Consider the following 23,952-nt stretch of genomic DNA (forward strand, 5'->3'; position numbering starts at 1 on the left):
CAAAGTTACCTCCGCAAGCCGCCGGAGGCATTACAGAATTATGGCTGCGGATTGCAAGATTCGCCGCGCCGAGCATATTCTGGCCGAAACAGCATTAAATAACCTTCCTGCCGACCTTTCCAGAAAGTAACAGAACATTATCAACTGACATTATGAAAAAACTATCGCTGCTGGCAGCATTGTGCATTCTTTCCGTAGTTATGGTTTCTTTTCAGGACAAAACCATCCCGTTTTACGTCGGGACGGGGGATAAAGGGGCTGGTTCGTCTATTTCGCTTTGCGAGCTCAATCTCTCCACCGGGCAGATTACGCTGGTGGACACATTCAACAATTGCATGGCGCCAGGGTACGTGGCGGTAGCTCCCAACAAAAAGAATTTGTACGCAATTTCGAGCGACAATAAGGTCTCGGCTTTTTCAATTGGCGGTGATAAAAAGCTGACTTATCTCAACAGCCAGCCTTCGGAGGGGACGGGGCCTTGCCATGTTTCGGTGGATCCTTCCGGGAAAATGATTTTTGTCTCGAATTATGGCGGGGGCGCATTTGCCGCTTATACCTTGCAGGCCGACGGAAAAATTGCGCCCGCAACCTACAAGGAACAGTACACCGGAAAAGGGCCGAATGAAAAACGCCAGGAAAAAGCGCACGCCCATTTTGCGACGGCAAGTCCTGACGGTAAGTATGTATACGTGACCGATTTGGGCAGTGACAAAGTGATGAATTATGTTTTGGATGCGAAAAACGGCAAGTTGACGCCGAATCCTGCGCAGCCATTTTTCTCAGGAAAACCAGGTGCCGGACCGCGACATCTCATCATTCATCCTTCCGGAAAATCGTTGTTTTTGCTTAATGAACTCGAAGCGTCGCTGACTTCCTGCACGATTGGAAAAAACGGGGTGATCACTGCTGTGAAAACTTATCCGACCATTCCGGCTGATTATAATGGGCCAACCAATACCAGCGCAGCCATTCACTTGCATCCGAATGGCAAGTTCGTCTATGTTTCAAACCGGGGGCATAACTCGATCAGCGGGTTTAAAATTTTACCCAATGGTGAGCTGGAAATGATTGATCAGCAGACTAAATCGATTTCCACGCCGCGGGATTTTAACATTGATCCAAGCGGGAAATATATGGTTGTAGCTAATCAATCGACGGATAATCTGGTCGTTTATGACGTGGATGCGGCTACCGGGAAATTTGCTTTTAAGGCAGAAAGTATTGGGGTTAAGGCGCCGATTTGTGTGGCGTTTTTGTAGCTACAACTTTCTGGCCATTTTGTTTTGGTAGTAATTCAAAAAGTCGTCGAGCTGCTCTACGGGCATTTTGCGGGCGATGATCTTTTTGTTTTTATCCAGAACGTAAATGGTAGGAGTGGTTACAACGTCAAATTTTCTATTGAAATCAATCTGTTGCAGGGCGTCGAAGCCGTTTGTCATTTCTTCCAGGTGGTAAGTTTTGATAAACGACTTCCACTCCTCCATGTTATGCTCGGTCGAAATCGTCATCACCTTTACGCCATTTGCCTTATTTTTATCGTAGAATGCTTTGAGCTGAGGCGATGCTTCCTTACAATGTCCGCAGGTTGGAGCGAAGAAGAAAAGTATGGTATAATTGCCCTGGATGGTCTGCACGCTCACTTTTTTGCCGGTCGGGTCAGTTAATGTCAATGCTGGGAATGTTTTGTTTACCAAGAGATCTTTCATGGTATTCACTTTTTCTGCGACACGTTTTTTTGTCTCCGCTGCAATGTCCATTTCGCCCGACAGGTAATATTTGGTGGCCATGTGCACCCAAACTGCTTCCGTACCCACGGTTTTTGGGTTTTCGTATTGGTTGGTAATGTAGTATACCAGCCAGTTTTTGATTTCTTTATTAGCCGAAACCTTTTTTACCATATAGTCCGCGTCTTTAATCAGCGAATCAGGCGTTTGCACGACCAGGTTTTTGAAATACCGCTCCATTTTAGGCTCTATAAACGGCGTATTGGCGATGCGGGCGTCCGCGAAATCGAAATTGTCCCAGTAATGTGCTTTGTAGTAATTGAAAACCCAGATCGAATCCGTTTTACCATTCGCCAGTTTTGGCGCAGCAGGGATATCCGGGTCGGCCGACATTTTCAAAAGCTTTACCGTAAAGCTGTCGGCATTATCTTTCAGCATTTTGGTGCGGTATGCGGCGAAACTGTCCTGGATGCTCTTCATTTTTGCTTTCGCCTCCGGGCTTTTGTCCTTGCTCAATTGTTCCAGCTGCACCGAGCCTTTCCTGAGCTCGCGCTGGTAATCATAAAAGAGTTCGTTTTCCTTTGAGCCGGTGAATTTGGTTTGGTTAATCGCATCTACGGTGTCAGATTCCATCGAAAAGTTGGTCTCCTTGCCCGAATATACCACCTCGATCCACCGCCGGTTTCCTGGAAAAAGGATCACGTACAACCCACCCGGAAGCGGCGTTTTTCCCTCAAAAACCATTTTACCATTTGCGTCAGCCTTCGCTGTATCCTTCGGAACAAACTGCGCATTGCTGCGGCTGAAATGTCCGAGTACCAGCGACGAATCGCGGATTCCCTTGATCGTAGCCTCGATACGATAGCCTTGCGAATGTGCTTTTGAAAAAATGATGAAAGTGAAAATCAGCGCAAAAATGGAAGTGTGGGTATATCTGTTCATCGGGTAAGGCGGTTTGCTTATGAATCGTTTATTTAATTACTTCAAGAATCAAAGGCACAAAATTAGTTTCAAAACGACAACTTCTGTCAGCTTCTTATCTAAATGTTTTACTTTCTCTCCAAGGCCATTGACTTTCTGGTGATGCCACTAAGCATTATCCTGTTGTTGCTGGCTTACACACTGATGGTCAAAGACAACCATAAACGCAAGCAGCTTGTTACGCTGGTTTTGGTGCTCCTACTGCTGATTTCCAATTCTTACCTGGTTTTAAAAGCGTTCAACTGGTGGGAGCCGCGGCTTGTTAATATTAACAGTCTGGAAAATACTTACGACGTGGGGATCTTATTATCCGGCGGCCTGATCGCTTCCAACAAACCCGACGCCGAGCAGACTTTTTTGGGAACCCACGGGGACAGGGTTCTGCAAACATTTCAATTATACAAAGCCGGAAAAATCAGAAAAATCCTGATCACAGGAGCCAGTCAGGAATATTTAAAAAAAGGTCGGGGAGAGACGAAAGTGGCGGCCGAGCTACTGGTAAAGTGGGGGGTGAAGGCCAGTGATATTGTTTTTGAAGAAAAGGCCAGAAATACGCGGGAGAATGCTTTGTTTTCGGCGAAGATCATTAAAAAGTATTTTCCGGGAGGCAGGTATCTACTGATCACTTCTGCTTTCCACATCAGAAGGTCGGCGGGTTGTTTTGATAAAGTTGGTATCAAAACAGATACTTTCCCGTCCGACTTTTATGGAGGCTACAATGCGTTAACCTTCAAGAATGCGTTTCATCCGAACCCTGGTGCACTGGCCGATTTTAGTGCCCTGTGGCACGAGGTGATCGGGTTTATTGTATATAAAATGATGGGTTTTTGCTGAGCAAACTACTACACGCTCAGGATTTTCACCATTCTCAATAAATCTTCATTTATAGGTTTCGGCAGACGGATCGTGTCTTCGAAAGGTGTGTAAACCAGGTCGTTATTGATAATCCCTGCCATCACATTCTTATGTCCGCCAATCAAGCCTTCCAAAGCGCCCAATCCCAGGCGGCTAGCCAGGATGCGGTCATACGCCGAAGGAGGTCCGCCGCGCTGGGTGTGTCCCAATGTGGTCACCCGGATGTCGGCATTTTCGTCAACCTGTACTTTGATTTTATCAGCTACTTCCTGCGCGCTGCCTTCTTCGTCGCCTTCTGCTACGATAATGATAGACGATGATTTGGAGCGGCTCCATCCCTGTTTCAATGTTTCAACTACTTCCGAGATCGGAGTCAAAACTTCGGGAACCATTACCAATTCAGCGCCTCCTGCAATTCCGGATTGTACAGCAATGTACCCCGAGTCGCGGCCCATTACTTCGATAAAGAAAATCCGGTCATGCGAGCTGGCCGTGTCACGGATCCTGTCGATCGCGTCAAGGGCGGTATTTACTGCGGTATCAAATCCGATGGTGTAATCTGTTCCGTACAAATCGTTGTCGATCGTTCCCGGTGCGCCTACGGTCGGTATACCATATTCGTTACCAAAAATCATCGCGCCGGTGAATGTTCCGTTCCCGCCAATCGCCACCAGTCCTTCTATCCCCAAGTCAACCAGATTGTTATATGCCTTTTTTCTCCCCTCGGGAGTCATGAATTCCTTGCTTCTTGCAGATTTGAGAATGGTACCGCCTCTTTGCACTATATTACTCACCGAGTGCGACTCCATTTTGTATACGTCACCGGCAATCATTCCACTATATCCTCTTCTGATTCCAAAAACTTCAATACCATGGTAGACAGCTCCACGTACGACCGCCCTGATACAAGCGTTCATACCAGGGGCGTCCCCTCCTGAGGTAAAAACTCCAATTCTTTTCATTTAATTTCGGGTTATTTCTAAGCTAGCTTTGTGTTATTGCACTGAAACCTTAAAGGCACAATTTCCGCAAATTTATCGGGTATTTCCTTAAATTATATCTCCAAATTCTTAATTATGTTAAAAAAATGCGGAAAGAAGAATCGTTTTTAACGCCTCAAACATATACCAATACTTATATATTTGCGCCGGTTAATAGAAATTTAATATGCGCATAAAATATTTCGACGCGGGAGGTAATGTTTAAAAAATCATATTTTTAACCACTTAGTTTATACCTGCTATTTTTCTCTTAAACCTACCTGGCAGCTTAAAAGTCTTAAAATGAAAAATCTGTTTTCCTGGCAACGCGCCTGGCCCCACCTCATTGCCGTCATTGGTTTCATAATCCTTTCCTTCATGTACGTTTCGCCGGTTTTACAAGGAAAAAAACTGGTTGCCACCGACGACATTCAAGCCAAAAACGCAGCACGCGAAGTGCTCGATTATCATAAAAAAACAGGTGAATGGTCGTCCTGGACCAACAGTATGTTTGGCGGGATGCCTGCCTACCTCGTAGCCGCCGATTATCCAACCAGCATTTCCACCAAGCTCGGTCAGGGTATCAATAAAATTCTCCCCGCGCCAGCCAATTATTTCCTGATCGGTATGGTGAGCGCATACATTCTCTTTCTGGTTTTGGGGGCAAATATCTGGCTCGCAGCCATCGGGGCGGTGGCTTTCGCATTTTCCGGCTTTAATGTGATCAACCTCGAAGCCGGGCACGTCTCGCAGGTGATCGCCATCATGTATGCGCCTGGCGTGATCGCGGGTGTGATCCTCGCTTTCCGTAAACATTGGCTTGCCGGTGCGGCGCTAACTGGACTTTTTCTTTCGCTCGAATTATACGCCAACCACGTGCAGATCACTTATTATCTGGGCCTGGGCATTGTGGTGCTGGTGATCATTGAGAGTATTTCTTATATCAAAAAGGGGTTGGTGAAAGAACTGACGCTGGTTTTGGCCGGGCTGGCTTTTGCGGCCACAGTCGCCGTAGGCACGCACACCACCCGACTTTGGAATGCTTATGATTACACCAAAGAAACCATACGCGGTAAGTCGGAGCTGACGGCGAAAGACAAAACGCAACCCGTAGCGGAAGGCGACGGGTTGGGCAAGGATTATGCATTTACATATAGTTTTGGTTTTGGTGAACTGCTGACATTGATCATTCCAAACGCTTATGGCGGAGCATCTTACGGCCCACTTTCCACGAGTTCCGAAACCTATAAAACATTCACCAGCCGGGGCGTCGACCCGAATGCTGCGCAGAACATTGTACAGCAAATGCCGCTCTACTGGGGCGACCAGCCAATCATGGGCGGGCCTAACTACATCAGTATCATTGTCTTTTTCCTTTTCATACTCGGTATTTTTATTGTAAAAAGTCCGGTGAAGAACTGGGCGGTGGCAGTGATCTTGCTCTATATCATGTGGGCGCTGGGCAAAAGTCTTGCAGGCATCAATTACCTGTTTTTCGACTATTTCCCGATGTTCAATAAATTCCGGGCGATGACGATGACGGTATCCCTAGCGCAGCTGCTCATGGTGCTGGTGGGCGTGATGGGACTTTCCACATTGATCCAGAAAAAAGTTACCTGGGAACAATTCCAGCGGCCATTTTTGATCACATTGGGCATCACCGGCGGTATTACCTTGCTCATGGCGCTGATGCCTTCCGTATTTTTCAGCTTCCGGGGCGCCAGTGATCCGATGGTCTTGGAGCAATTTGCGCAGCAAACCGAAAACAAAGAATTTGCTCAGCAGATACTGAATTCAATTATTCAGGACCGGGAAGACCTGATGAAAGGCGACGCCATCCGCGGGCTGATTTTCGTACTCCTGATCGCCGGGTTGCTGTGGCTGTGGATGAAAGACCGTGTAAAACCGGTGATATTTTATCCGGTGCTGCTTGTGCTCATCATCATTGATTTATTTGGCATTGATAAAAGGTACCTGAATAATGAAGATTTTGTGACCAACTATGTGGCCCAGGGGAATACGACGCCATCTGCGGCTGATGAAAAAATCCTGGCAGATACCGATCCCGATTTTCGGGTGTACGACGCCAGCGCAAGACAAGGCCCTTTTAACAGCGCCGATGCCTCTTATTTTCACAAATCGCTGGGCGGCTATCACGGTGCGAAAATGCGCCGGTACCAGGAACTGTTCGAGCACCAGCTAATGACCGAAAAGCCGAATTTTGAGGTAATCAATATGTTGAATACCAAATACTTCATCACCGGCGACCAGCAGGGAAATAAAGTGGCGCAACCCAATCCGCAGGCTTATGGCCATGCCTGGTTTGTGAAACATTATGAATTAGTAGCAAATGCGGATGCCGAAATGAAAGCTTTGGATTCGCTGAAACTCCGGGAATCGGCAGTAATCGACCAACGTTTTGCCGACAAGCTTAATGGACTGAAATTGCAGCCGGATTCTACGGATAAGATTAGTCTGGTTTCTTATAAACCAAACGAGCTGGTGTACGAGAGCAGCTCGAAGGCTGATGGACTGGCCGTATTTTCAGAAATATACTATAATGTGCATAATGAGTGGAAAGTGACGATCGACGGCAAGCCTGCCGATCTTTTGCGCGCCAATTATGTATTGCGTGCCCTGCGCGTCCCGGCCGGAAAACATACCATCAAATTCCGTTTCGATCCGGTTTCGGTAGCGACGGGAAGTAAAGTAGATTTGGTAAGTTCTATTTTGCTGCTGGGACTGATTGCAGGGGCAATATTTGTGGAAGTTAAAAATAAAAAAGCCTGAACATGACAGACAGAAGATATCCGATAGGGCCATTTGCCTACCAGGAAAATTATACGGCGGAAGAGCTCGCCGACCTGATCTCTATTATAGATTCGGCACCTGCGGCTTACCAGAGCCTGGTGCAGGACATTTCGGAAGAGGACCTGAAAAAAACTTATCGCGAAGGCAGCTGGACAGTCCACCAGCTGATCCATCACGTAGCGGACATTCACATGGTGCATTTTTTCAGGATGAAAAAGGCGCTGACCGAGCCGGATTACAAGGAAGTGGCGCTCATTAATATGGACGGCTGGGCACATACCCCGGACGCTTCGGTGATGCCGATCGCGGATTCTTTGCAGATTTTCCAAAATGTTGGAAACCGGTACGTTTATCTTGCCAAAGGCCTCACGCCCGAGCAGCTGAACATTGCCCAATTTCACCCGGTCCGCAAAATTCTGCTTTCTCAAAAACACGCCATCGCCATGTCGGCCTGGCACGTGCAGCATCATTATGCGCACATTGAGCTGGCACTGGGGCTTCTTGAATAATGTTCAGTCGTATGAAAAAATGTTTCTTCGCTTTTCTTCTGGCCTTTTTGGTCGCGGGACAAGTCTTTTCACAAAAGAAATTATCGGTCGTTTTCATCGGTAACAGCATTACTCAGGGCAAAGGTGGCGACAATGGTCTTCCGCCACCGACGCATGCAGTTAATTATCTCAAAGCACAAAAAGGCGTAGACGACGTGCTCTTCGCCAACATCGGCAGAAGCGGCTCCACCACCGTTGACTGGCTTCCCGGAAGCGGAAAATACGCGCCGCTCATCTCCGGCGCAGCCGACAGTCTCTTCCAGAAAAAAGACCATCAGCTGGTTTTTTCCATCAAACTTGGCACCAACGACAGCGCCATCGAAGGCCCGAACGGTGCGCCGGTTTCAAAAGAAAATTATAAGAAGAATGTGCAGACGATCATCAATGATCTGCTTACCAAATATCCTAGCTGCAAGGTAGTTGTCCACCACCCGATCTGGTACAGTACCAACACCTACAACCGCTCCAAATACCTCGCCGAAGGCCTCGCCAGACTAGAAAGCTACATCCCCGAACTCGACGCCCTGATCTCCGAATACAGCAAATTCAATCCCGGACAAGTGTTCAAAGGCGACACCAAGGCATTTAAATACTTCAAAAAACACGCAAAAGAACTCTTCAAGCCAGAAAATGGGCAGGCTGGTGTGTTTTATCTGCATCCGAATGAAGAAGGGGTAGGGGTACTTGGGAAATATTGGGGGAAGGCGATTGCGAAGCGGGTTTTGTAGGATCATATGCTCCGCAAATTTGCGGAGATTAACCTACTTATTCTCCGCATCCGGATCATAAGCCACAAATAAATGGATCCAGATTGACCTTCCCAGCCTGATAATGATGGGTTGCAGCAGGAAAAGTATGATGGCCAATGTTACGAAGAACCAGTTCATTTCCATTTTAAAATAAACCAGGAGCAGCAGCGAGATCAGCGCCATGAGGATGATGACGATCGGGAAGCTGGTCCATAATGCGCCGATGTAGAAGCCAGGTTCGATTTTGAAATCCTGGTGACAGACGGGGCAGTGGTCTGGCATGTCGAGGCCACCTTTAAAAGCGTAGGGATTTCGGCTTGTGAAAAGTCGTCCCTTCCGGCATTTTGGACAGGTGCAGCGGAGAATGCTGGCTACTTTTGACATACTACCAAAAAGATTTCAGAGATCATTTCCGGACAGGTTTTAATCCCCGCATGGCTTTTAAGCCGATGGATGCGGGGGCATTTGTGGGTATATCCAGCAGCTTGGTAATCATTTCAGGCTCAATATATTTCTGCTTTCCGGTAATGTAGCGCTCAGTGATGAAGCTTTCCTCCCGCTCAAATGACACCGATGAAGTTCCTGCAAATTCCGACATATCGTACAGTTTTTTGTGCCAGAAAGCCTCGTCCAAATTACCGTTGAAATGATAATGATTTTCAAATCCATGATCAAATTTGAAATGGATCGGCTTACCAATGTTCGCCATCAGGCTTTCCGGCGTGCCGGTCAATGTGATTGGGATGTACGTTTTTTTATCGTGAATAAATCCGCCGTAGTTGTTTTTGATATGTTCCCGCATGTTCCGCGGCGCGTCGCCAACGAGGAGCACGTCCACAAGCAGAATCAGCTTTGCCTCGTGAAACTGTGTTAAATTTTCAATCAGTGGGAGTGTCGAGATGCGTATCATTCCTGTTCTTTCAATCAATAATTCGCGTCGGGGCAAATGAGTTCAATTGCACTTGACGGCACGATAGTTTATCATTACGGAGGATTTAAAACTATCAATAAGTGGAGTCAGATCAAAAAATGAATATGGTCAAAAAATACAGGTTTATCGCCCTACTGGGCGATGGCCGCGAGCGTTACAGCGATAAGGAACTGGATGCGGAATGGCCGACAGAGCCGATCGTGATCGATGCATTCGGTTTTTCGGACGTGTACAGGTATTCGGGCGTTGTTTTTCTGAATGAAGAATGGTTTGCCAAATATGATCACAACTGGCGCACCGATACTGCGAAAATCGACAAGCTGCTGGTTGATCTCATCAAATATTCGGTGAAAGACGGTTTGTCGGAAAACCTTTTGAAAATTAAAGATTACCTGCAATCTCCGCCGGAAACGCTGGAAGAAGCGGTTCAGATCTGGAAAGGGTTTTATGATCTGCCTTAAAAACGATTTGAAATAAGTAAGCCGTAGTTTCCTGATATTCAGGCAACTACGGCTTACTGGACTTGGTGCCTAGTGATTAACCATTTTCATGGCACCCTCGCTGTATCTTTCTCCGGTATTTGGGAATTTGGCCACAAGCGCGTCAATTTCTGCCAGGTCGGCCGCTGAAAGTTCGACGTCTATCGCTCCCGCGTTTTCTTCCAGGTATTTCCTCTTTTTTGTTCCCGGAATCGGGATAATGTCTTCACCCTGAGCCAATATCCAAGCCAGTGCAAGCTGTGCCGGTGTGCAGTTTTTGCCGGCTGCGATTTCGGCAAATCCATCAACCAGCTTCTTATTATTATCGGCAAACTCCTGCTGGTAGCGAGGCAATGTTTTTCTAAAATCCGTGTCCGTCAATGTTTCAACATTCAGCTGCGCAGTCACCAGCCCCCTCGCCAGCGGCGAATAAGGCACGAGCGAAATGCCCAGTTCATTGATCGTGTCGAGGATAATGCCTTCTACATCCCGCGTGATCAAAGAGTATTCACTTTGCAAAGCAGCAATCGGGTGCACAGCGTGCGCTTTGCGTATCGATGCCGCCGAAGCTTCGCTCAGGCCGAGGTACCTTACTTTCCCTTCTTTTACCAACTCCGCCATCGCGCCCACCATTTCCTCTACCGGCACATTCGGGTCCACCCGGTGCGCATAGTACAGGTCAATTGTTTCAATGTTCAGTCGGCGAAGGCTGTCTTCCACCGCGATTTTCATCCACGCGGGCGAGCCATCGAAATACGCTCCGGCAGAATTTCTTGGCGCATTTACATGGTCGCCGTATCTGAAACCAAATTTGGTAGCAATAAACACTTTGTCCCGGTTTGGTACCAACACTTTGGAAATCAGCTTTTCATTCTCACCGTTTGCATACATATCGGCGGTGTCCCAGAAGTTGATGCCCAGGTCGAGCGCCCGGTGCAATGTTGCAATACTTTCCGCGTCGTCAGTCGGGCCGTAAGCGAAACTCATGCCCATGCAGCCCAAACCAATGGCCGACAATTTTTCATTCGTAGTTCCCAGATTCCTGTATTTCATTTTCTTGACTGGCTGTTAGCTGGCAGCTTTTAGCGGTTAGCTATCGGCTTTTGGCTAATGTTAATGATCTGTTTGACACGACAAAATTAGCGCGCCAGCCTGCCCGGTGCTTTATAATTATCACACGGATCTTTATAAAAATCAAACAGCCCGGGTACGAGCGCCGCCTGGGGTAAGTCCGGTTTGTTTTTTAAAGAAAATGTTGAAATAAGCAGGATATTCGAAGCCCAGGCTGTATGCAATTTCTGAAACATTCCAGTTGGTATGGCTCAATAATGCTTGCGCTTCCTTGGTAATCCGCGCGGAAATGTGCTCGGTAGTCGTTTTACCCGTGATTTCCTTTACCGAGCGGTTCAAATGATTAGCATGTACCGAAAGACTTTTGGCAAAATCATTGGCGGTTTTCAGTCGCAATGCATTTTCCGGCGTGTCGATGGGAAATTGGCGTTCCAATAGTTCCATAAAAAGGCTGGTAATGCGGGCCGAGGCATTGATCTGTCTTTCAAATGTTTCGGCGGGCTGCATTTTCATCGCCTCGTGGATCACCAGATGCAGGTAATTGCGCAACATATCGTATTTGTGCGGATAGTCGCCTTCGATTTCTTCCATCATTTTGGTAAAAATCGCCGACAGGCTTTTCTGCTGATTCTCATCAACAAAAAACACAGGATTCGCGCCAATTTTAAACAGCGGCGAGTCTTGCAAAAAGTCCTTCCGCTCAGTCGGGTGCAGAAATGTTTCAGTAAAAAGCGAAAACCACCCCAGCTGCGACTCGGAAATCGCTTCCCAGGAATAAGGCACCATCGGATTGGAAAAAAGCAGCGCCGGACGGTCAATTTCAATCCATCTATCCGCATAATACAACTTTCCCGTACCGATAATGAAAGAAACTTTATAAAAATCCCTGCGGCTATACGGCGTTTTGCGGTAACAAGAATTCCGCTCAAAAACATTAAAATGCCCGACACCTGCATTATTCAGCGTCAGACCCGTCGGATTTGCGCTAGGCACCCGCTGATAAAATTCCGATATGCTCTCCGTATTTTTCATTTCGCTAAATTATAAAATTCAAACTTACTATGGCCCAGGGTTGAAACCCGGGGCTAGGAAATGTGACGTGCCGCTGGCACTTGCGTCTGGGATGTCGAGAAAAATGCCGGAGGCATGACCGATCTCTCTAGCCCAGGGTTTAAACCCTGGGAACCATGAAAATGTCAGGATTTAATTTTGGTTGGCACGAGCAGTTCCGTAACATCTACGTCCAGCAGAAATGCTATTTCTCGCAAGGTTTCAATAGTTGGCTGTGACTTGTTGTTGCAGTAGTTGGTGACAACAACGTAACTTTTTCCAAGCTTTTCAGCCAGCCAGGCCTGTTTTCTTCCCTGTTCGTTGAGAACTTCTTTTATTCTATTCATTTGGGGAATTGACATTGATATCTGGCTAATCCTTGGCGCTGGCTAAGTCAAAGTTTAGAAAAAAAACCCCCGCGACAAAATCAGAATTTGCAATGTGATTTTTTATATTAAAATTTAATATACATTTTTGTATGAACTTTTAACTTTAACAACCATGAAATACACAAAAGCAGATCTCGAAGAACTCGTCTTACTCCAACTGGCCAATCTCGAAGCAATGAACGAACTGGTAAATACAATGCGTCGCCAGAACTCCCTGATCGAAAAAGCCAACATTGCGCTGAAAGATGACATTGAAAAATTCAGGAAAAAGCAATACATATTCGCCGCCAGAAAACGCACCCGCAAAGCCCGCCCGGCGACAGAAGCCCTCAAACCCTTATAACCCAAGGTTTCAAACTAAGAGCCGACGCGGTAATTGGACTACAAAAAATGTTCTAAATCGGATCAGTCAAATAGTCCTGTTTGGCAATAGATTCGCTTTTTAGAAATAGAAGTGCGTTACCATGTCAAAAAGAAATCCATCCAATACAATCGATCCTGGCAATTACAATGCGATCAAACACTTGGAAAAAGTTATGTCTGAAAGTGGCTTGGATAAGCTGCATTACAAGCTGATCAAAATCCGCGCTTCTCAAATCAACGGTTGCGCATACTGCCTCAATATGCACATTCGTGAAGCATTGAAGCTGGGGATGAATGATCAAAAGTTGCATCTAGTGAGCGTCTGGCGCGAAACGCAACTTTTCACCGAAGAAGAAAAAGCCATCCTCGCCCTGACAGAAGAAGTTACCCTCATCGCCAATCACGGCGTGAGCGATAAAGTGTACGATAATGCGGTGGAAATTCTCGGCAAAGCCTACACAAATATTGTCATCCTGGGCATCATCACCATCAACGCTTGGAACCGGATTGCGATCACGGATCAGCTATTACCGAACTAGTTAGTACTCTAGTCGGCATTTATCAGGGCGTTATTGTCCCAGCTTTTCGTATTTTGTGCTCTGATTCGTGCGGCAACTCGGTCGTACATCGCAAATCAAAAAACAGCACTTCGAATGCAGGAAGACATTCTTTTACAGATCAGCAATAAATTAAAAGAGGTAAGGAAAAATAAAGGAGTTACCCTGCAGGAAATTGCGGATGAGGCAGGGGTTACCAAAAGCCTGGTTTCGCAGATTGAAAATAGCCGCACAATTCCTTCCCTACCTGTCATGCTGGGGCTGATCAAGGCGCTGGATATCGATTTGAATGTTTTTTTTAAGGACATTATCTCGTCCGCGTCGGGTGAAAATGTGCTGATCCGCCGCAAAGAAGAATACCAGCCTTTTACGAAGGAAAATGCCAAAGGCTTTTATTATCAGCGCATTTTCAGTAAACAATTTAAAGATAACCACATCGACGTGGTGCTCCTGCGACTGGAAAAAGACGCCAAACGCCCTATGGTGCGGACCAATGCATTCGAGTTCAAATATGTGTTGCAAGGCTCGGTCGAATACACGGTTGGGAAGAATAAATATGTGCTGAACCAGGGCGATTCCATGTTTTTCGATGCGAATGAACTCCATAATCCCAAATGCATCGACGGCGATGAAGTACTGCTGCTCGTCATCTACTTTTTTAACGAAGCGCAGTAAAGGTTTTAAGATTTACTATTCCGTAAAAAACTTTACAAAAGTTTAATATTAATTAACATTTGGATAATGCTATATAGGGCATTAGGCTCTATATTTGCCACATACACTGTATTTCTCTATCGTGTGTTCAGTATTAGTTCACCAATTATTTTTAGACAATGTCCATAGAACTTGTTGTTTTTGATATGGCCGGAACCACCGTCAAGGATAAAAACTTTGTCGGAATTGCGTTTCAGGAAGCCATGAAATCGCAGGGGTACGATATCGCAATAGAAGATGTTAACCCTTTGATGGGATATGAGAAGCCGCTGGCTATCAAGATGATGCTTGAAAGATTTGAGGCTGATAAATCGAAAATCACGGAAGATCTGATCCATGTGATCCATACGCATTTTGTAAATGGTATGATTGAATTTTACAAAACGACCACCGAAATCGGTCCGCTGCCCAATGTGGAGGAAACGTTTGCTACGCTCCGTGCGGAGGGAATCAAGATTGGATTGAACACCGGTTTTTCACGTGATATTGCGGATGTGATCATTCAGCGTCTCGGCTGGGAAGATAAAATCGATACCATGGTCGCCAGCGACGAAGTGCCGGCAGGCCGTCCATATCCTGATATGATCCGCAAAATCATGGCCGAATTGAACATTGATTCTCCTGAAAAAGTAGCGAAAGTAGGCGATACCGAAGTGGATGTAAATGAGGGAATCAACGCCGGCTGCAAATACATTATCGGCATTACAACCGGCGCTTTTACCCGTGAAGAGCTGCTTCCATACAAGCCGACCCACATTATCGACGACATTGCAGACGTATTGGGCATTATTTCTTCAAGTCAGGTTTTTGAAGCCCACAAATAATTTACGGGTTCATCTAAATATCATTTGAATGAGCAGATCAGCCATCGTTATTGGAGCGGGAATTGTCGGGCTTGCCACTGCAAGAGCCTTGGGTACAAGAGGTTACCAGGTAACTGTGATTGAAAGGTCTTCCAAAGCCGTCGGTGCGTCCATCCGAAATTTCGGGATGGTGTGGCCGATCGGGCAGCCGGAAGGTAAGTTATATGAGCGTGCACTACACGCCAAAAGTATCTGGAAAGAAACGCTTGCGGGCGCCAAATGCTGGTCTTACGAAGGCGGCAGCCTGCACATGGCGTATCAGCAGGACGAATTTGAAGTTTTACAACAGTTTGCAGAAGTGAGCGGCTATCGTCCGGTGAGCATTTTGAATGCTGCTGAAACACTCGAAAAATCTCCGGCTGTAAATGGTAACCAGCTACTTGGCTCGCTTTATTCTGCCGACGAAATGATTGTCGATCCGCGGGAAGCCATCGCTGCGATTCCGGGTTATTTGTCCCAAAGTCTGGGCGTGAATTTCATCTGGGATACTGCTATCTCGGAAGTGAATTATCCGAATGTTTCCTCCGGCTCGAAAACCTGGTCGGCCGACGAAATATATGTGTGCAGTGGGCAGGATTTTGAAACGCTTTACCCTGAGCAATTTTCAGCTGCGCCTATCACTAAATGTAAACTGCAAATGCTGCGTCTGGAAGCGCAGCCCGATAACTGGAAAATCGGTCCCGCTCTTTGTGGCGGGCTATCATTAATACATTACCACGGTTTCAAAGCCGCCGCGTCGCTGCCCGGATTGAAAGCCCGGTACGAAAGCGAATATGCGGAATATCTGAAATGGGGCATCCACGTGATGGCTTCCCAAAACGGCCTGGGCGAGATCACAGTCGGCGATTCCCACGAATATGCGCTCACATTTGATCCTTTCGACAGGGAATTTATCAATAAAATGATCCTCGATTACCTGGATACATTCGCGCAATTTAAGTCGCCGAAAGTTTTCCAGACTTGGCACGGGATCTATCCGAAGATGACAAATGGTGCCACCGAAATTGTCCTGAGACCCGAAAGCGGCGTGACGATCATCAACGGCCTGGGCGGAAACGGAATGACCTTATCCTTCGGCCTCTGCGACGAAGTTGTAGCTGGCACTTATAGCTGATTTTTGCTAAGAATACGCAACATTCCTAAATTCTTAACCCATTAATTCTTAAACCCTTATCCTGTAATTTATGCTGTCCCGCCCAATATGCCTGCTCACATTGGCAGCGATCTCACTGTGGTCTTGCGGAAAAAAATCAGACGACAAGCCAGCTGGCATCGAGCACGTCATTGTGATCGGGATCGATGGGCTGAGTCCCGACGGCATAAAAAAAGCGGAAACGCCGGTGCTGGATGATATGATCGCGAATGGTAGCGTGAAGTGGAATGTGCGGACCGTACTGACGTCTTCGAGCAGCCAAAACTGGGCATCGATGATCATGGGCGCGGGGCCTGAGCAGCATGGCGTGATCAATAATGATTGGGAAATGGACGATCACACATTGCCTCCGATTGTCAACGAATCCGACGGACGTTTTCCAACCATTTTCAGCGTTCTTCACAAAGCCAAGCCCGAGGTCGAAATCGGCGTAGTGTATCATTGGGAAGGCTTTGGCAGGTTATTTCAAAAAAATGCGGTCAATTACGACAAGCGTCTTTCCACGGAAGATTCTACGGCTACCGATTTTATCAATTATATCAAAACCAAAAAACCGGCGCTCGGATTCGTGCATTTTGACCACGTAGATCATGCGGGCCATCATGGCGGGCACGGTTCCGAAGAATATTACAAATCTGTTACAAAAGCCGATTCGTTGATCGGTAAAATCCTGGCAGGGATTAAAGATGCTGGAATCATGGACAAAACGCTTGTGATTATCTGGGCGGACCACGGCGGGATAGGGTATGGTCATGGTGGCGCCACACCGCAGGAGGCAGAAATTGCCGGGATTTTTTATGGTAAGGATATCAAAAAAGGCTATAAGATCGAGCAGCAAGTTTATACGTATGATCTGGCGTCGACGATGGCTTTTGCGCTCGGTATTCAGCAGCCTTATGCCTGGATCGGCCGGCCGGTGAAAGCAGCATTTGAAGGATATCAAGAACCTGAAAATCTCTGGCTGGGTGAAAAAGCCGTAGACGCGCCGATAATTTTTCCGGAACGAAAACTTTATCAACAAGCTGGTGGCCTGTACATTGACCAGGTTCCGACTGTCAAAATCGAGTCGAAAGTCGAGAAAGGTACGATCCGATATACCACCGACGGGACAGATCCGGGTAGCAAGTCGCCGGTTTATAAAAAGCCTTTTACATTGGAAAAAACCGCAGTAGTAAAAGCCCGCGCATTTGATGAAAAAGGAAATCCGAGTATGTTGTCCAATGCTTATTTCCGGGTTGCAAAATCGGGACAAGGCAATGGTTTGACGGCGACTTTCTATCAGGGAAATGATCTGACAAAGCTGCCCGATTTTTCCAAAATGAAAAAAGGCGCTTCCTGGATAAGTCCGGAATTTGGGCTGGTGCGGGATGATATTAATAAGCTGCTCTCTGGAAATGAGAGCTTTGCCGTCAGATTTGAAGGTTTTATACAGATAGACCAACCTGGAAAATACCTTTTTACGACACAATCCGACGACGGCAGCAAGTTGTTTGTAGATGGAAAAGAAGTAGTAGATAACGATGGAAATCACGGCGTGCAGGAAGAAACCGGCACGGTTGAGCTCACGGCCGGGAAGCATCCGATCCGTGTGGAATATTATAATAATGGCGGCGGTTTTTGGCTGGATGCTTTTTATAAAGGTCCGGGCGTAGCGAAACAATTGATCCCTGCCGATAAACTTTTTGTGAAATGACCGAAGCGCATAATAGGACCGAGGGAGATATCAACTTGTCGTCGGAGCGGCAGAAATGGTACGCTGTGATTGATGATCCGGAGACGGTTTCTTACCTGCACGAAGATGAAGAGCATTTTCTGCATCAGGCATTGTCCACGCCATGCCTGGATGTGCTGGCTTCCTGCGATGGCATTTATCTGACTGATATACAGGGCAAAACATACATGGATTTTCACGGTAACAATGTGCATCAGCTCGGTTATCGAAATCCTTATATTATCGAAAAACTGAAAGCGCAGATGGATATTCTGCCGTTTTCGCCCAGAAGATATACCAATGTTCCAGCCATCGAGCTTGCGAAAAAGTTGGGCGATTTGATGCCCGGCAATTTAAAACGCGTGCTTTTTGCGCCGGGCGGTACCTCGGCGATCAGTATGGCGTTGAAGCTGGCCCGGGTTGTTACCGGAAAGCATAAAGTGATTTCACTCTGGGATTCTTTCCATGGCGCGTCGCTCGATGCGATTTCTGCCGGAGGTGAGCTGGATTTCAGGAAAGATATGGGCGCTTTAATGCCCGGCGTGGAAAGAATCCCGCCGCCGATGACCTACCGCGGGCCATTTTTTAATGCTGCTGAAAGTGACCTTCCCTATGCCGATTATCTCGAATATGTGATTGAAAAAGAGGGGGATATTGGTGTTTTTTTGATTGAAACAATCCGGAATACCGACGTGCAAATCCCATCACAGGCTTACTGGACGAAGGTTCGGGAGATTTGTACGAAACACAAAGTCTTACTCGTGCTCGACGAAATTCCGATTGCATTTGGCCGGACCGGCAAAATATTTGCCTTCGAGCATTATGGCATCGAGCCGGACATTGTTTGTCTTGGAAAAGGATTGGGCGGAGGCGTGATGCCGATGGCAGCGATCGTGGCGAGGGAAAGCCATAACATTGCCCAGAGCGTTTCGCTGGGGCATTTTACGCATGAAAAAAGTCCGCTTGGAAGTGTAGCCGCGCTGGCGATGCTGGAATACATTGAGCAACACAACATTCTGGCGAAAGTCCATGATGATGCATTGTTCATGCAAAACGAGCTGGAAAAGCTCAAAGAAAAATTTGCGCTCATTGGAGATATCCGCGGCATAGGCCTTCTTTGGGGAATCGAACTTGTGACAAACCGTGAAACAAGGGAAAAAGCCGGCAGACAAGCCGAGGTTGTGATGTATGAATGTTTGAAAAACGGCCTGAGTTTCAAAGTGTCTCAGGGAAATGTCATCCAGCTATCCCCGCCGCTGATCATCACCCGCGAGCAACTTACAGAAGCATTAAGGATACTTGAAAATGCGCTTGAAAAGGCCTCGGGCCTGATCTGAAACTCAACAACAGCTTTATGCGACTGAAAGAATTACTGCTGCGATCAAATACATTCTTCATTATTTGGGCGCTGGTTGCCTCTTTCGGGGCGTATTTCTGTATGTACGCATTCAGGAAACCGTTCAACGCCGGACTTTACAAAGGGCTCGAACTCTGGGACATGAGCTACAAAGCGGTCCTGATTATCACCCAGGTAGCAGGATACACCTTATCCAAGTTCGTCGGGATTAAAATTATTTCGGAATTAAAACCCTCCTCCCGGATTGCCCTGATCATCGGGCTGATCCTCTTTGCGGAAACGGCACTGCTCTTTTTCGGGCTGGTTCCGTTTCCGTACAATTTTGTGTTTTTGTTTTTCAATGGTTTGCCGCTGGGAATGGTTTGGGGCGTGGTTTTCAGTTTTCTGGAAGGACGAAAGTTTACCGAAATGCTGGCGATCGGCCTCAATATCAGCGTCGTCATCGCCTCGGGCATCCTCAAAACCACTTACCTCGAAGTCCACGCAATCTGGCCGGGCGTCTCCGAATTCTGGATGCCATTTTTGATGGGGCTACTTTTTTTGCCCCTGTTTTTTGTCTTCGTCTGGATGCTTTCGGTGATCCCGCAGCCTACTGCCGAAGATATCCGGCTCCGTACCGAGCGTTTGCCAATGAGCAAGCACGATAAGGCCCTGGTCATGCGCCAGCTTGGTTTTCCGATCATTTGTATTGTTATTTTTTACGCCACGCTGGTCGTCGTCCGCGATTTCCGCGACAATTTTACCATCGAAATCTGGAATGAAATACAGGCCAGCTGGAACAGTAGCGTCCTCGCCACCACCGAAATGATCACCGGCCTGATCGTCCTCATTGTGATCGGTTCACTGGCTTTTGTGCGGGATAATCTCAAAGGTTTCCGCCTCACAAACCTGATCCTGCTCTTTGCGATTACATTAATTGGCCTGTCAACTTTCTTATTTGAAAGAGCGATGATTTCTGGCTATTACTGGATGCTCCTGATCGGCCTCGGCATGTTCCTGGCCTATACCATGCTGCAAACGGTTGTTTTCGACCGAATGATCGCGTTGCTGCGGGTGAAAGCTAATGCTGGCTACTTTGTATATATCTGCGAGAGCATCGGTTATATGGGCAGCGTGGCCCTGCTGCTTTACAAGGAGTTTTTTATGAAAGACCTGAGTTGGTCGCGGGTGCTGATGCAGTTTGCCTATGTACAGTTTGGGGCGGGTGTGGTGTTGCTGGTTTTGGCCAACATTTACTTCGAACGTTTCCGGACGCGCAAACAGCCGCTCGAAGGCAGCTCTTCACTTGCAGCTATTTAGCTTCCATTTTGGGCATAAAAAAAGGGAATCTAATGTTCCCCTTTTTAAAAATCTCAATTTCACCTTTAACTTATTTCAAATTACTTTGTCATTTTAAGCTCTACAATCGAAGCTTTCTGTGCAGGCGTATATTTTGCGTATTCATTCGTTGTTTTGCCAGTTTGCGGTGCCGGAGTCTCAATGATCGGAGTAACAGCTGGCAGCGCTTTCTTCGATTCTGCTTTCGCTTCTTCTTTTGTCAATTTCAATTCAACGATCGCTGCTTTTTGCTCGGCAGTGTAACTTACCATTTCGTTGGTTGTTGCTGTGTTCAGCGGTGCAGGTGTTTCGAATACCCCGGATGCTACTGGTAATAAAACTTTTGATTCAGATTTTGTTTCGTTTGCAAATACGAAAGTTGTACTCAATGTCAGTGCGAATGCGAATGTTGTTATGATGCTCTTCATGGCTGTTTTTGTTTTAAATCTTGTCTTTGTCTCATTTGACTCTGCAAATATAACTGCGTAATCTGACGCGTATTTTGACTATTCAATGAGCGATCTTCCGGTAGGATGAGTGGTTTTTGCTGATGGTGAGTGGATTTTAAATAAAAAAGTCACCAAATATTATTTGGCGACTTTTTTAATCCTGATAAATCAATCAAAAGTTAATATTGAAAAAGTGCAATGTTAACTTAATGCGAATGTAATCTATATGAGCTTGTTGCTGCTATTTTGTTTTGGCTTTAATTAGGATATAATCAAGATGGCTTCCCGAGGAGAATGCAGCGATCTGGGTGTACTTCTCATAATTATCCCAGCGTTTCAGCCCGTCTTCGTCGACTTTTGGCGCAATGTTCTCTTTCAGGTTCAAAAGTCCCAGGATCACCCGGTCGTCGAAATCATAGTCCGATAAACCTTTCAATGTGATCCTGTCGGCAATGTCGTTGATGAAAATTATCTCGATTTTGTCCTCCCGGTAAGTCATTTTGGGACATTTATCACAACCGGCTGCTTCGTCTTTATAGTAACTGTCGAGCTTGCCCTTTCCCAGTATTGCCTCCACTTCCTGCACATTCCGGAACGCGACTTGCGGCAAATCCATTTCCACCGTCACCGTGGCATTTTCGTCATGATCATCCAGCACGAAAAACTTTACGAACACGGCAATAAGGATGATGATGAACCCAAAAAATTTCCAATTTGCCCATTTTCGCTTGACAGTAGCATGTTCCATGAGGATGGTCTGGTTTTTTATAATAAGTGAAATCTTACTACTATGAATCATGAATATCATGCCAGCTGAAATCACACAAATCGCACACACGCCGGAGTCGAATTATGATCAATTGACGATCACCGACGCTACAAAAATCCAGCAGGACCTGAAAAAGTACCTGAAACTAAGTCCGTACCGGAAAGTCATCACGACGATCGCGGGCGCGGACATTTCGCTTTCATTGTATAGCGACACCGTTTACGCCGGCATGGTGATACTTAGCTTCCCCGACTTGCAGCCTATCGCGTATTCGCTGGTCAAAAGCCACACGGTTTTTCCCTACGTACCCGGCTACCTGGCATTTCGGGAAATTCCTTCTTTATTAAAGGTTTACGAACAAATCCCCATCAAACCCGACGTCATTATGTTTGACGGAAACGGCATTCTCCATGCGCGAAGAATGGGTATCGCATCACACTTTGGGGTGCTGACTGGTACGGCTACGATGGGCTGCGCCAAAAAAAAGCTGGCGGGACAATATGAAGAACCCGGCAATCAACGGAACGACTTTTCGCTCGTGACCGATCGCCGGGAAATAGTAGGATATGCTTTGCGGACAAAAAATGATGTCAAGCCGGTTTTTATTTCGCCGGGTAACAAAATGAGTATGCAAGACAGTCTTGAAATCGCGATTAAATGTGTCGGCAAACATCGTCTTCCCGAACCTACCCGCAGAGCACATGAATTCGTAAATCTGTTTCGGACGGGGGAGTTGAAGGAAGGTTATCACGAAGTAAACGAGCTGAGGCTTTTTTGATCCCGCAAAAAGAGCCAAAGGCTCGACCGATTTTCTTGCATCGGATTTCAATCCGATGTTTTTGGTTGGACGGATTGAAATCCGTCCTTAGGGGATTGGTCGAGCCTCTGGCTCTTTGGCTGGTTGTTTTATTTTTGTCATTTCATGACTTTGTCGATTTCGTCGAGCAGATAGTTTTTGGGATCGGAGGCATATTCCCAGAACATGACGCCGCCCAGTTTGTTGGCCAGCACATACTGGCATTTTTCCCGTACCGACTGCTCGTCTTCGTACATTAATAGCTCACCGGTAGTAGCATTGACCAGGTAGGGTACCCGCGCCACTGAATCGCGGTAGGCCACGAAGCCATTTTTGTTGACAAAATTTTCTTTAAAATCCGTGTAACCTTCCTTGTATTCCTGCGATTGCTGTTTTTGTCCAAAACCATTTTCAAGTTTCGAAACTTTGAACATCCGGCCGTAAAAAGGAATCCCTACCACCAGCTTTTCCATCGGTACGCCCGCCGCGTGAAATGCCTTCACCGCCTTATCCACCGAATGTTGCGAGTTATATTTTTTGCTCTGGTACAAATTGGCGTGGTGCACCACCGTATCTCCCTGGAAAAGATCGTACGTCATTAGGTTCACGAAATTCAGATATTTGGCCGCTTTGCCCATTTCTGTTGTCTTCAGGAAGGAGGTAAAACCAGCCGTAGCGGTGGTTAGGAGCTTCTTTTTACCGGTTTCTTTTTCCAAAACATCCAGTTCCTTACGCAGCGCCTCAAACATGAGGGTATAATTCTGCTTGTCTTCCGGGCGGTACACATTGCCTTCTTCGCCGGGAATGCCGGGATATTCCCAGTCAATGTCCACACCGTCGAGTTTATATTTTTTGATAATGTCAACCGCGCTTTGAGCGAATATTTTTCTGGAAGAATCAGTCAGTACGGCGTCGGAGAAATTCTCGCTCCATGTCCAGCCGCCAAGGGAAATAAGAATTTGCAGGTCGGGATTTTTCTGCTTTAATAGATTCAGGTTGCGGAAGTTCGTCGTATCCGTTTTTTCATTGGATAAAAACGCCTTTCCATCCTTCACATCTACAAAAGCATAATTAATGTGCGTCAGTTTGTTAGCTGGCATGTCTGCGGTTTCGAGCAAACCGTGAAAACCGCCGACGTAGCCAATCACGGCTGGTCTTGTGACAACCTGGGTAGCGCTATCGGTATCCGCGCTGGATTTACATCCCGTGAATATCAGCGGGGAAAAAGCGGCGAGCAGGGAAAATAGGAGAGAGGATTTCGTGTAAAAGCGGAACATTGACGTCAGATAAAGTTGAAACATTAAAATAAATATTAGTTCAACTTAACTCCTAGCA

25 protein-coding genes are annotated in these 23,952 nt (G+C 46.7%); 15 read left to right on the forward strand and 10 right to left on the reverse strand.

The annotated features are described in order from the left end of the window. Positions 1–152: 152 nt before the first annotated feature. A complete protein-coding gene (locus FEN17_RS19785) occupies positions 153–1,259 on the forward strand; it encodes a lactonase family protein (RefSeq protein WP_138367127.1) in 1,107 nt (368 codons plus the stop codon). Here FEN17_RS19785 and FEN17_RS19790 read toward each other — a convergent pair whose 3' ends face one another. Next, positions 1,260–2,666, reverse strand: a complete 1,407-nt coding sequence (locus FEN17_RS19790) for a TlpA family protein disulfide reductase (RefSeq protein WP_138367128.1) — start codon at positions 2,664–2,666, stop codon at positions 1,260–1,262. Between the two features lie 102 nt (positions 2,667–2,768). On the opposite strand from FEN17_RS19790, the gene FEN17_RS19795 reads away from it, so the two are divergent. Then, positions 2,769–3,539: a YdcF family protein gene (locus FEN17_RS19795; RefSeq protein WP_138367129.1), complete on the forward strand. Its 771-nt coding sequence runs from the start codon at positions 2,769–2,771 to the stop codon at positions 3,537–3,539. A gap of 8 nt (positions 3,540–3,547) precedes the next feature. Here the strand turns inward: FEN17_RS19795 and pfkA are convergent, their stop codons facing one another. Beyond that, the gene (pfkA, locus tag FEN17_RS19800; protein ID WP_138367130.1) at positions 3,548–4,522 is read right to left on the reverse strand and encodes a 6-phosphofructokinase; all 975 of its coding nucleotides are present in this window, start codon (positions 4,520–4,522) and stop codon (positions 3,548–3,550) included. 321 nt (positions 4,523–4,843) lie between these two features. On the opposite strand from pfkA, the gene FEN17_RS19805 reads away from it, so the two are divergent. From FEN17_RS19805 to FEN17_RS19815, 3 genes are read left to right on the forward strand one after another with little or no spacing between them, the layout of a single operon-like run. Then, positions 4,844–7,330 (forward strand): glycosyltransferase family protein, encoded by a 2,487-nt coding sequence (locus FEN17_RS19805; RefSeq protein WP_138367131.1) that lies wholly within the window; start codon positions 4,844–4,846, stop codon positions 7,328–7,330. Positions 7,331–7,332: 2 nt separating this feature from the next. Next, the gene (locus FEN17_RS19810; RefSeq protein ID WP_138367132.1) at positions 7,333–7,860 is read left to right on the forward strand and encodes a YfiT family bacillithiol transferase; all 528 of its coding nucleotides are present in this window, start codon (positions 7,333–7,335) and stop codon (positions 7,858–7,860) included. 11 nt (positions 7,861–7,871) lie between these two features. Continuing rightward, positions 7,872–8,627 (forward strand): GDSL-type esterase/lipase family protein, encoded by a 756-nt coding sequence (locus FEN17_RS19815; protein ID WP_138367133.1) that lies wholly within the window; start codon positions 7,872–7,874, stop codon positions 8,625–8,627. A 33-nt stretch (positions 8,628–8,660) separates the two neighbouring features. On the opposite strand, the gene FEN17_RS19820 is transcribed toward FEN17_RS19815, so the two are convergent. Next, positions 8,661–9,032, reverse strand: a complete 372-nt coding sequence (locus tag FEN17_RS19820) for a DUF983 domain-containing protein (RefSeq protein ID WP_138367134.1) — start codon at positions 9,030–9,032, stop codon at positions 8,661–8,663. A gap of 22 nt (positions 9,033–9,054) precedes the next feature. Beyond that, the gene (locus FEN17_RS19825) at positions 9,055–9,558 is read right to left on the reverse strand and encodes a hypothetical protein (RefSeq protein ID WP_138367135.1); all 504 of its coding nucleotides are present in this window, start codon (positions 9,556–9,558) and stop codon (positions 9,055–9,057) included. 101 nt (positions 9,559–9,659) lie between these two features. On the opposite strand from FEN17_RS19825, the gene FEN17_RS19830 reads away from it, so the two are divergent. Beyond that, a complete protein-coding gene (locus FEN17_RS19830; protein ID WP_229208907.1) occupies positions 9,660–10,040 on the forward strand; it encodes a hypothetical protein in 381 nt (126 codons plus the stop codon). 69 nt (positions 10,041–10,109) lie between these two features. On the opposite strand, the gene FEN17_RS19835 is transcribed toward FEN17_RS19830, so the two are convergent. From FEN17_RS19835 to FEN17_RS19845, 3 genes are all read right to left on the reverse strand, one after another. Continuing rightward, a complete protein-coding gene (locus FEN17_RS19835) occupies positions 10,110–11,111 on the reverse strand; it encodes an aldo/keto reductase (protein ID WP_138367137.1) in 1,002 nt (333 codons plus the stop codon). A 141-nt stretch (positions 11,112–11,252) separates the two neighbouring features. Then, positions 11,253–12,161: a helix-turn-helix domain-containing protein gene (locus FEN17_RS19840; protein WP_138367138.1), complete on the reverse strand. Its 909-nt coding sequence runs from the start codon at positions 12,159–12,161 to the stop codon at positions 11,253–11,255. Between the two features lie 164 nt (positions 12,162–12,325). Beyond that, a complete protein-coding gene (locus tag FEN17_RS19845; RefSeq protein WP_138367139.1) occupies positions 12,326–12,526 on the reverse strand; it encodes a helix-turn-helix transcriptional regulator in 201 nt (66 codons plus the stop codon). Between the two features lie 154 nt (positions 12,527–12,680). Between FEN17_RS19845 and FEN17_RS19850 the strand changes: the two genes are divergently transcribed. The 8 genes from FEN17_RS19850 (at position 12,681) to FEN17_RS19885 (ending at position 20,585) form a co-directional block, all read left to right on the forward strand. Then, positions 12,681–12,911: a hypothetical protein gene (locus FEN17_RS19850; protein WP_138367140.1), complete on the forward strand. Its 231-nt coding sequence runs from the start codon at positions 12,681–12,683 to the stop codon at positions 12,909–12,911. Positions 12,912–13,032: 121 nt separating this feature from the next. Beyond that, on the forward strand, positions 13,033–13,470 hold the full coding sequence (locus tag FEN17_RS19855; RefSeq protein ID WP_138367141.1) for a carboxymuconolactone decarboxylase family protein: 438 nt from the start codon (positions 13,033–13,035) through the stop codon (positions 13,468–13,470). Between the two features lie 114 nt (positions 13,471–13,584). Beyond that, positions 13,585–14,163, forward strand: a complete 579-nt coding sequence (locus FEN17_RS19860; protein WP_138367142.1) for a helix-turn-helix domain-containing protein — start codon at positions 13,585–13,587, stop codon at positions 14,161–14,163. A gap of 158 nt (positions 14,164–14,321) precedes the next feature. After that, entirely contained in the window at positions 14,322–15,026 is a 705-nt protein-coding gene (locus tag FEN17_RS19865; protein ID WP_138367143.1) for an HAD-IA family hydrolase, read from the forward strand. A 28-nt stretch (positions 15,027–15,054) separates the two neighbouring features. Next, positions 15,055–16,179: a TIGR03364 family FAD-dependent oxidoreductase gene (locus FEN17_RS19870; RefSeq protein ID WP_138367144.1), complete on the forward strand. Its 1,125-nt coding sequence runs from the start codon at positions 15,055–15,057 to the stop codon at positions 16,177–16,179. Positions 16,180–16,249: 70 nt separating this feature from the next. Beyond that, positions 16,250–17,911 carry an alkaline phosphatase family protein gene (locus FEN17_RS19875; protein ID WP_138367145.1) on the forward strand — a complete coding sequence of 554 codons (1,662 nt, stop codon included), beginning with the start codon at positions 16,250–16,252 and terminating at the stop codon, positions 17,909–17,911. Then, positions 17,908–19,266, forward strand: coding sequence for an aspartate aminotransferase family protein (locus FEN17_RS19880; RefSeq protein WP_138367146.1), 1,359 nt, complete (start codon positions 17,908–17,910; stop codon positions 19,264–19,266). The genes FEN17_RS19875 and FEN17_RS19880 overlap by 4 nt, the downstream gene beginning before the upstream one ends. Before the next feature lie 17 nt (positions 19,267–19,283). Then, a complete protein-coding gene (locus tag FEN17_RS19885; RefSeq protein WP_138367147.1) occupies positions 19,284–20,585 on the forward strand; it encodes a DUF5690 family protein in 1,302 nt (433 codons plus the stop codon). An 80-nt stretch (positions 20,586–20,665) separates the two neighbouring features. Here FEN17_RS19885 and FEN17_RS19890 read toward each other — a convergent pair whose 3' ends face one another. Both FEN17_RS19890 and FEN17_RS19895 read right to left on the reverse strand, forming a co-directional pair. Then, positions 20,666–21,031, reverse strand: coding sequence for a hypothetical protein (locus FEN17_RS19890; RefSeq protein WP_138367148.1), 366 nt, complete (start codon positions 21,029–21,031; stop codon positions 20,666–20,668). 262 nt (positions 21,032–21,293) lie between these two features. Beyond that, on the reverse strand, positions 21,294–21,800 hold the full coding sequence (locus FEN17_RS19895) for a hypothetical protein (RefSeq protein ID WP_229208908.1): 507 nt from the start codon (positions 21,798–21,800) through the stop codon (positions 21,294–21,296). A gap of 49 nt (positions 21,801–21,849) precedes the next feature. Between FEN17_RS19895 and FEN17_RS19900 the strand changes: the two genes are divergently transcribed. Then, the gene (locus FEN17_RS19900; protein WP_229208909.1) at positions 21,850–22,599 is read left to right on the forward strand and encodes an endonuclease V; all 750 of its coding nucleotides are present in this window, start codon (positions 21,850–21,852) and stop codon (positions 22,597–22,599) included. A gap of 137 nt (positions 22,600–22,736) precedes the next feature. Here the strand turns inward: FEN17_RS19900 and FEN17_RS19905 are convergent, their stop codons facing one another. Then, positions 22,737–23,894, reverse strand: coding sequence for a glycoside hydrolase family 18 protein (locus FEN17_RS19905; RefSeq protein WP_138367150.1), 1,158 nt, complete (start codon positions 23,892–23,894; stop codon positions 22,737–22,739). Positions 23,895–23,952 lie beyond the last annotated feature (58 nt).

This window comes from Dyadobacter luticola (assembly GCF_005860805.1).
Classification (GTDB): Bacteria; Bacteroidota; Bacteroidia; order Cytophagales; family Spirosomataceae; genus Dyadobacter; species Dyadobacter luticola.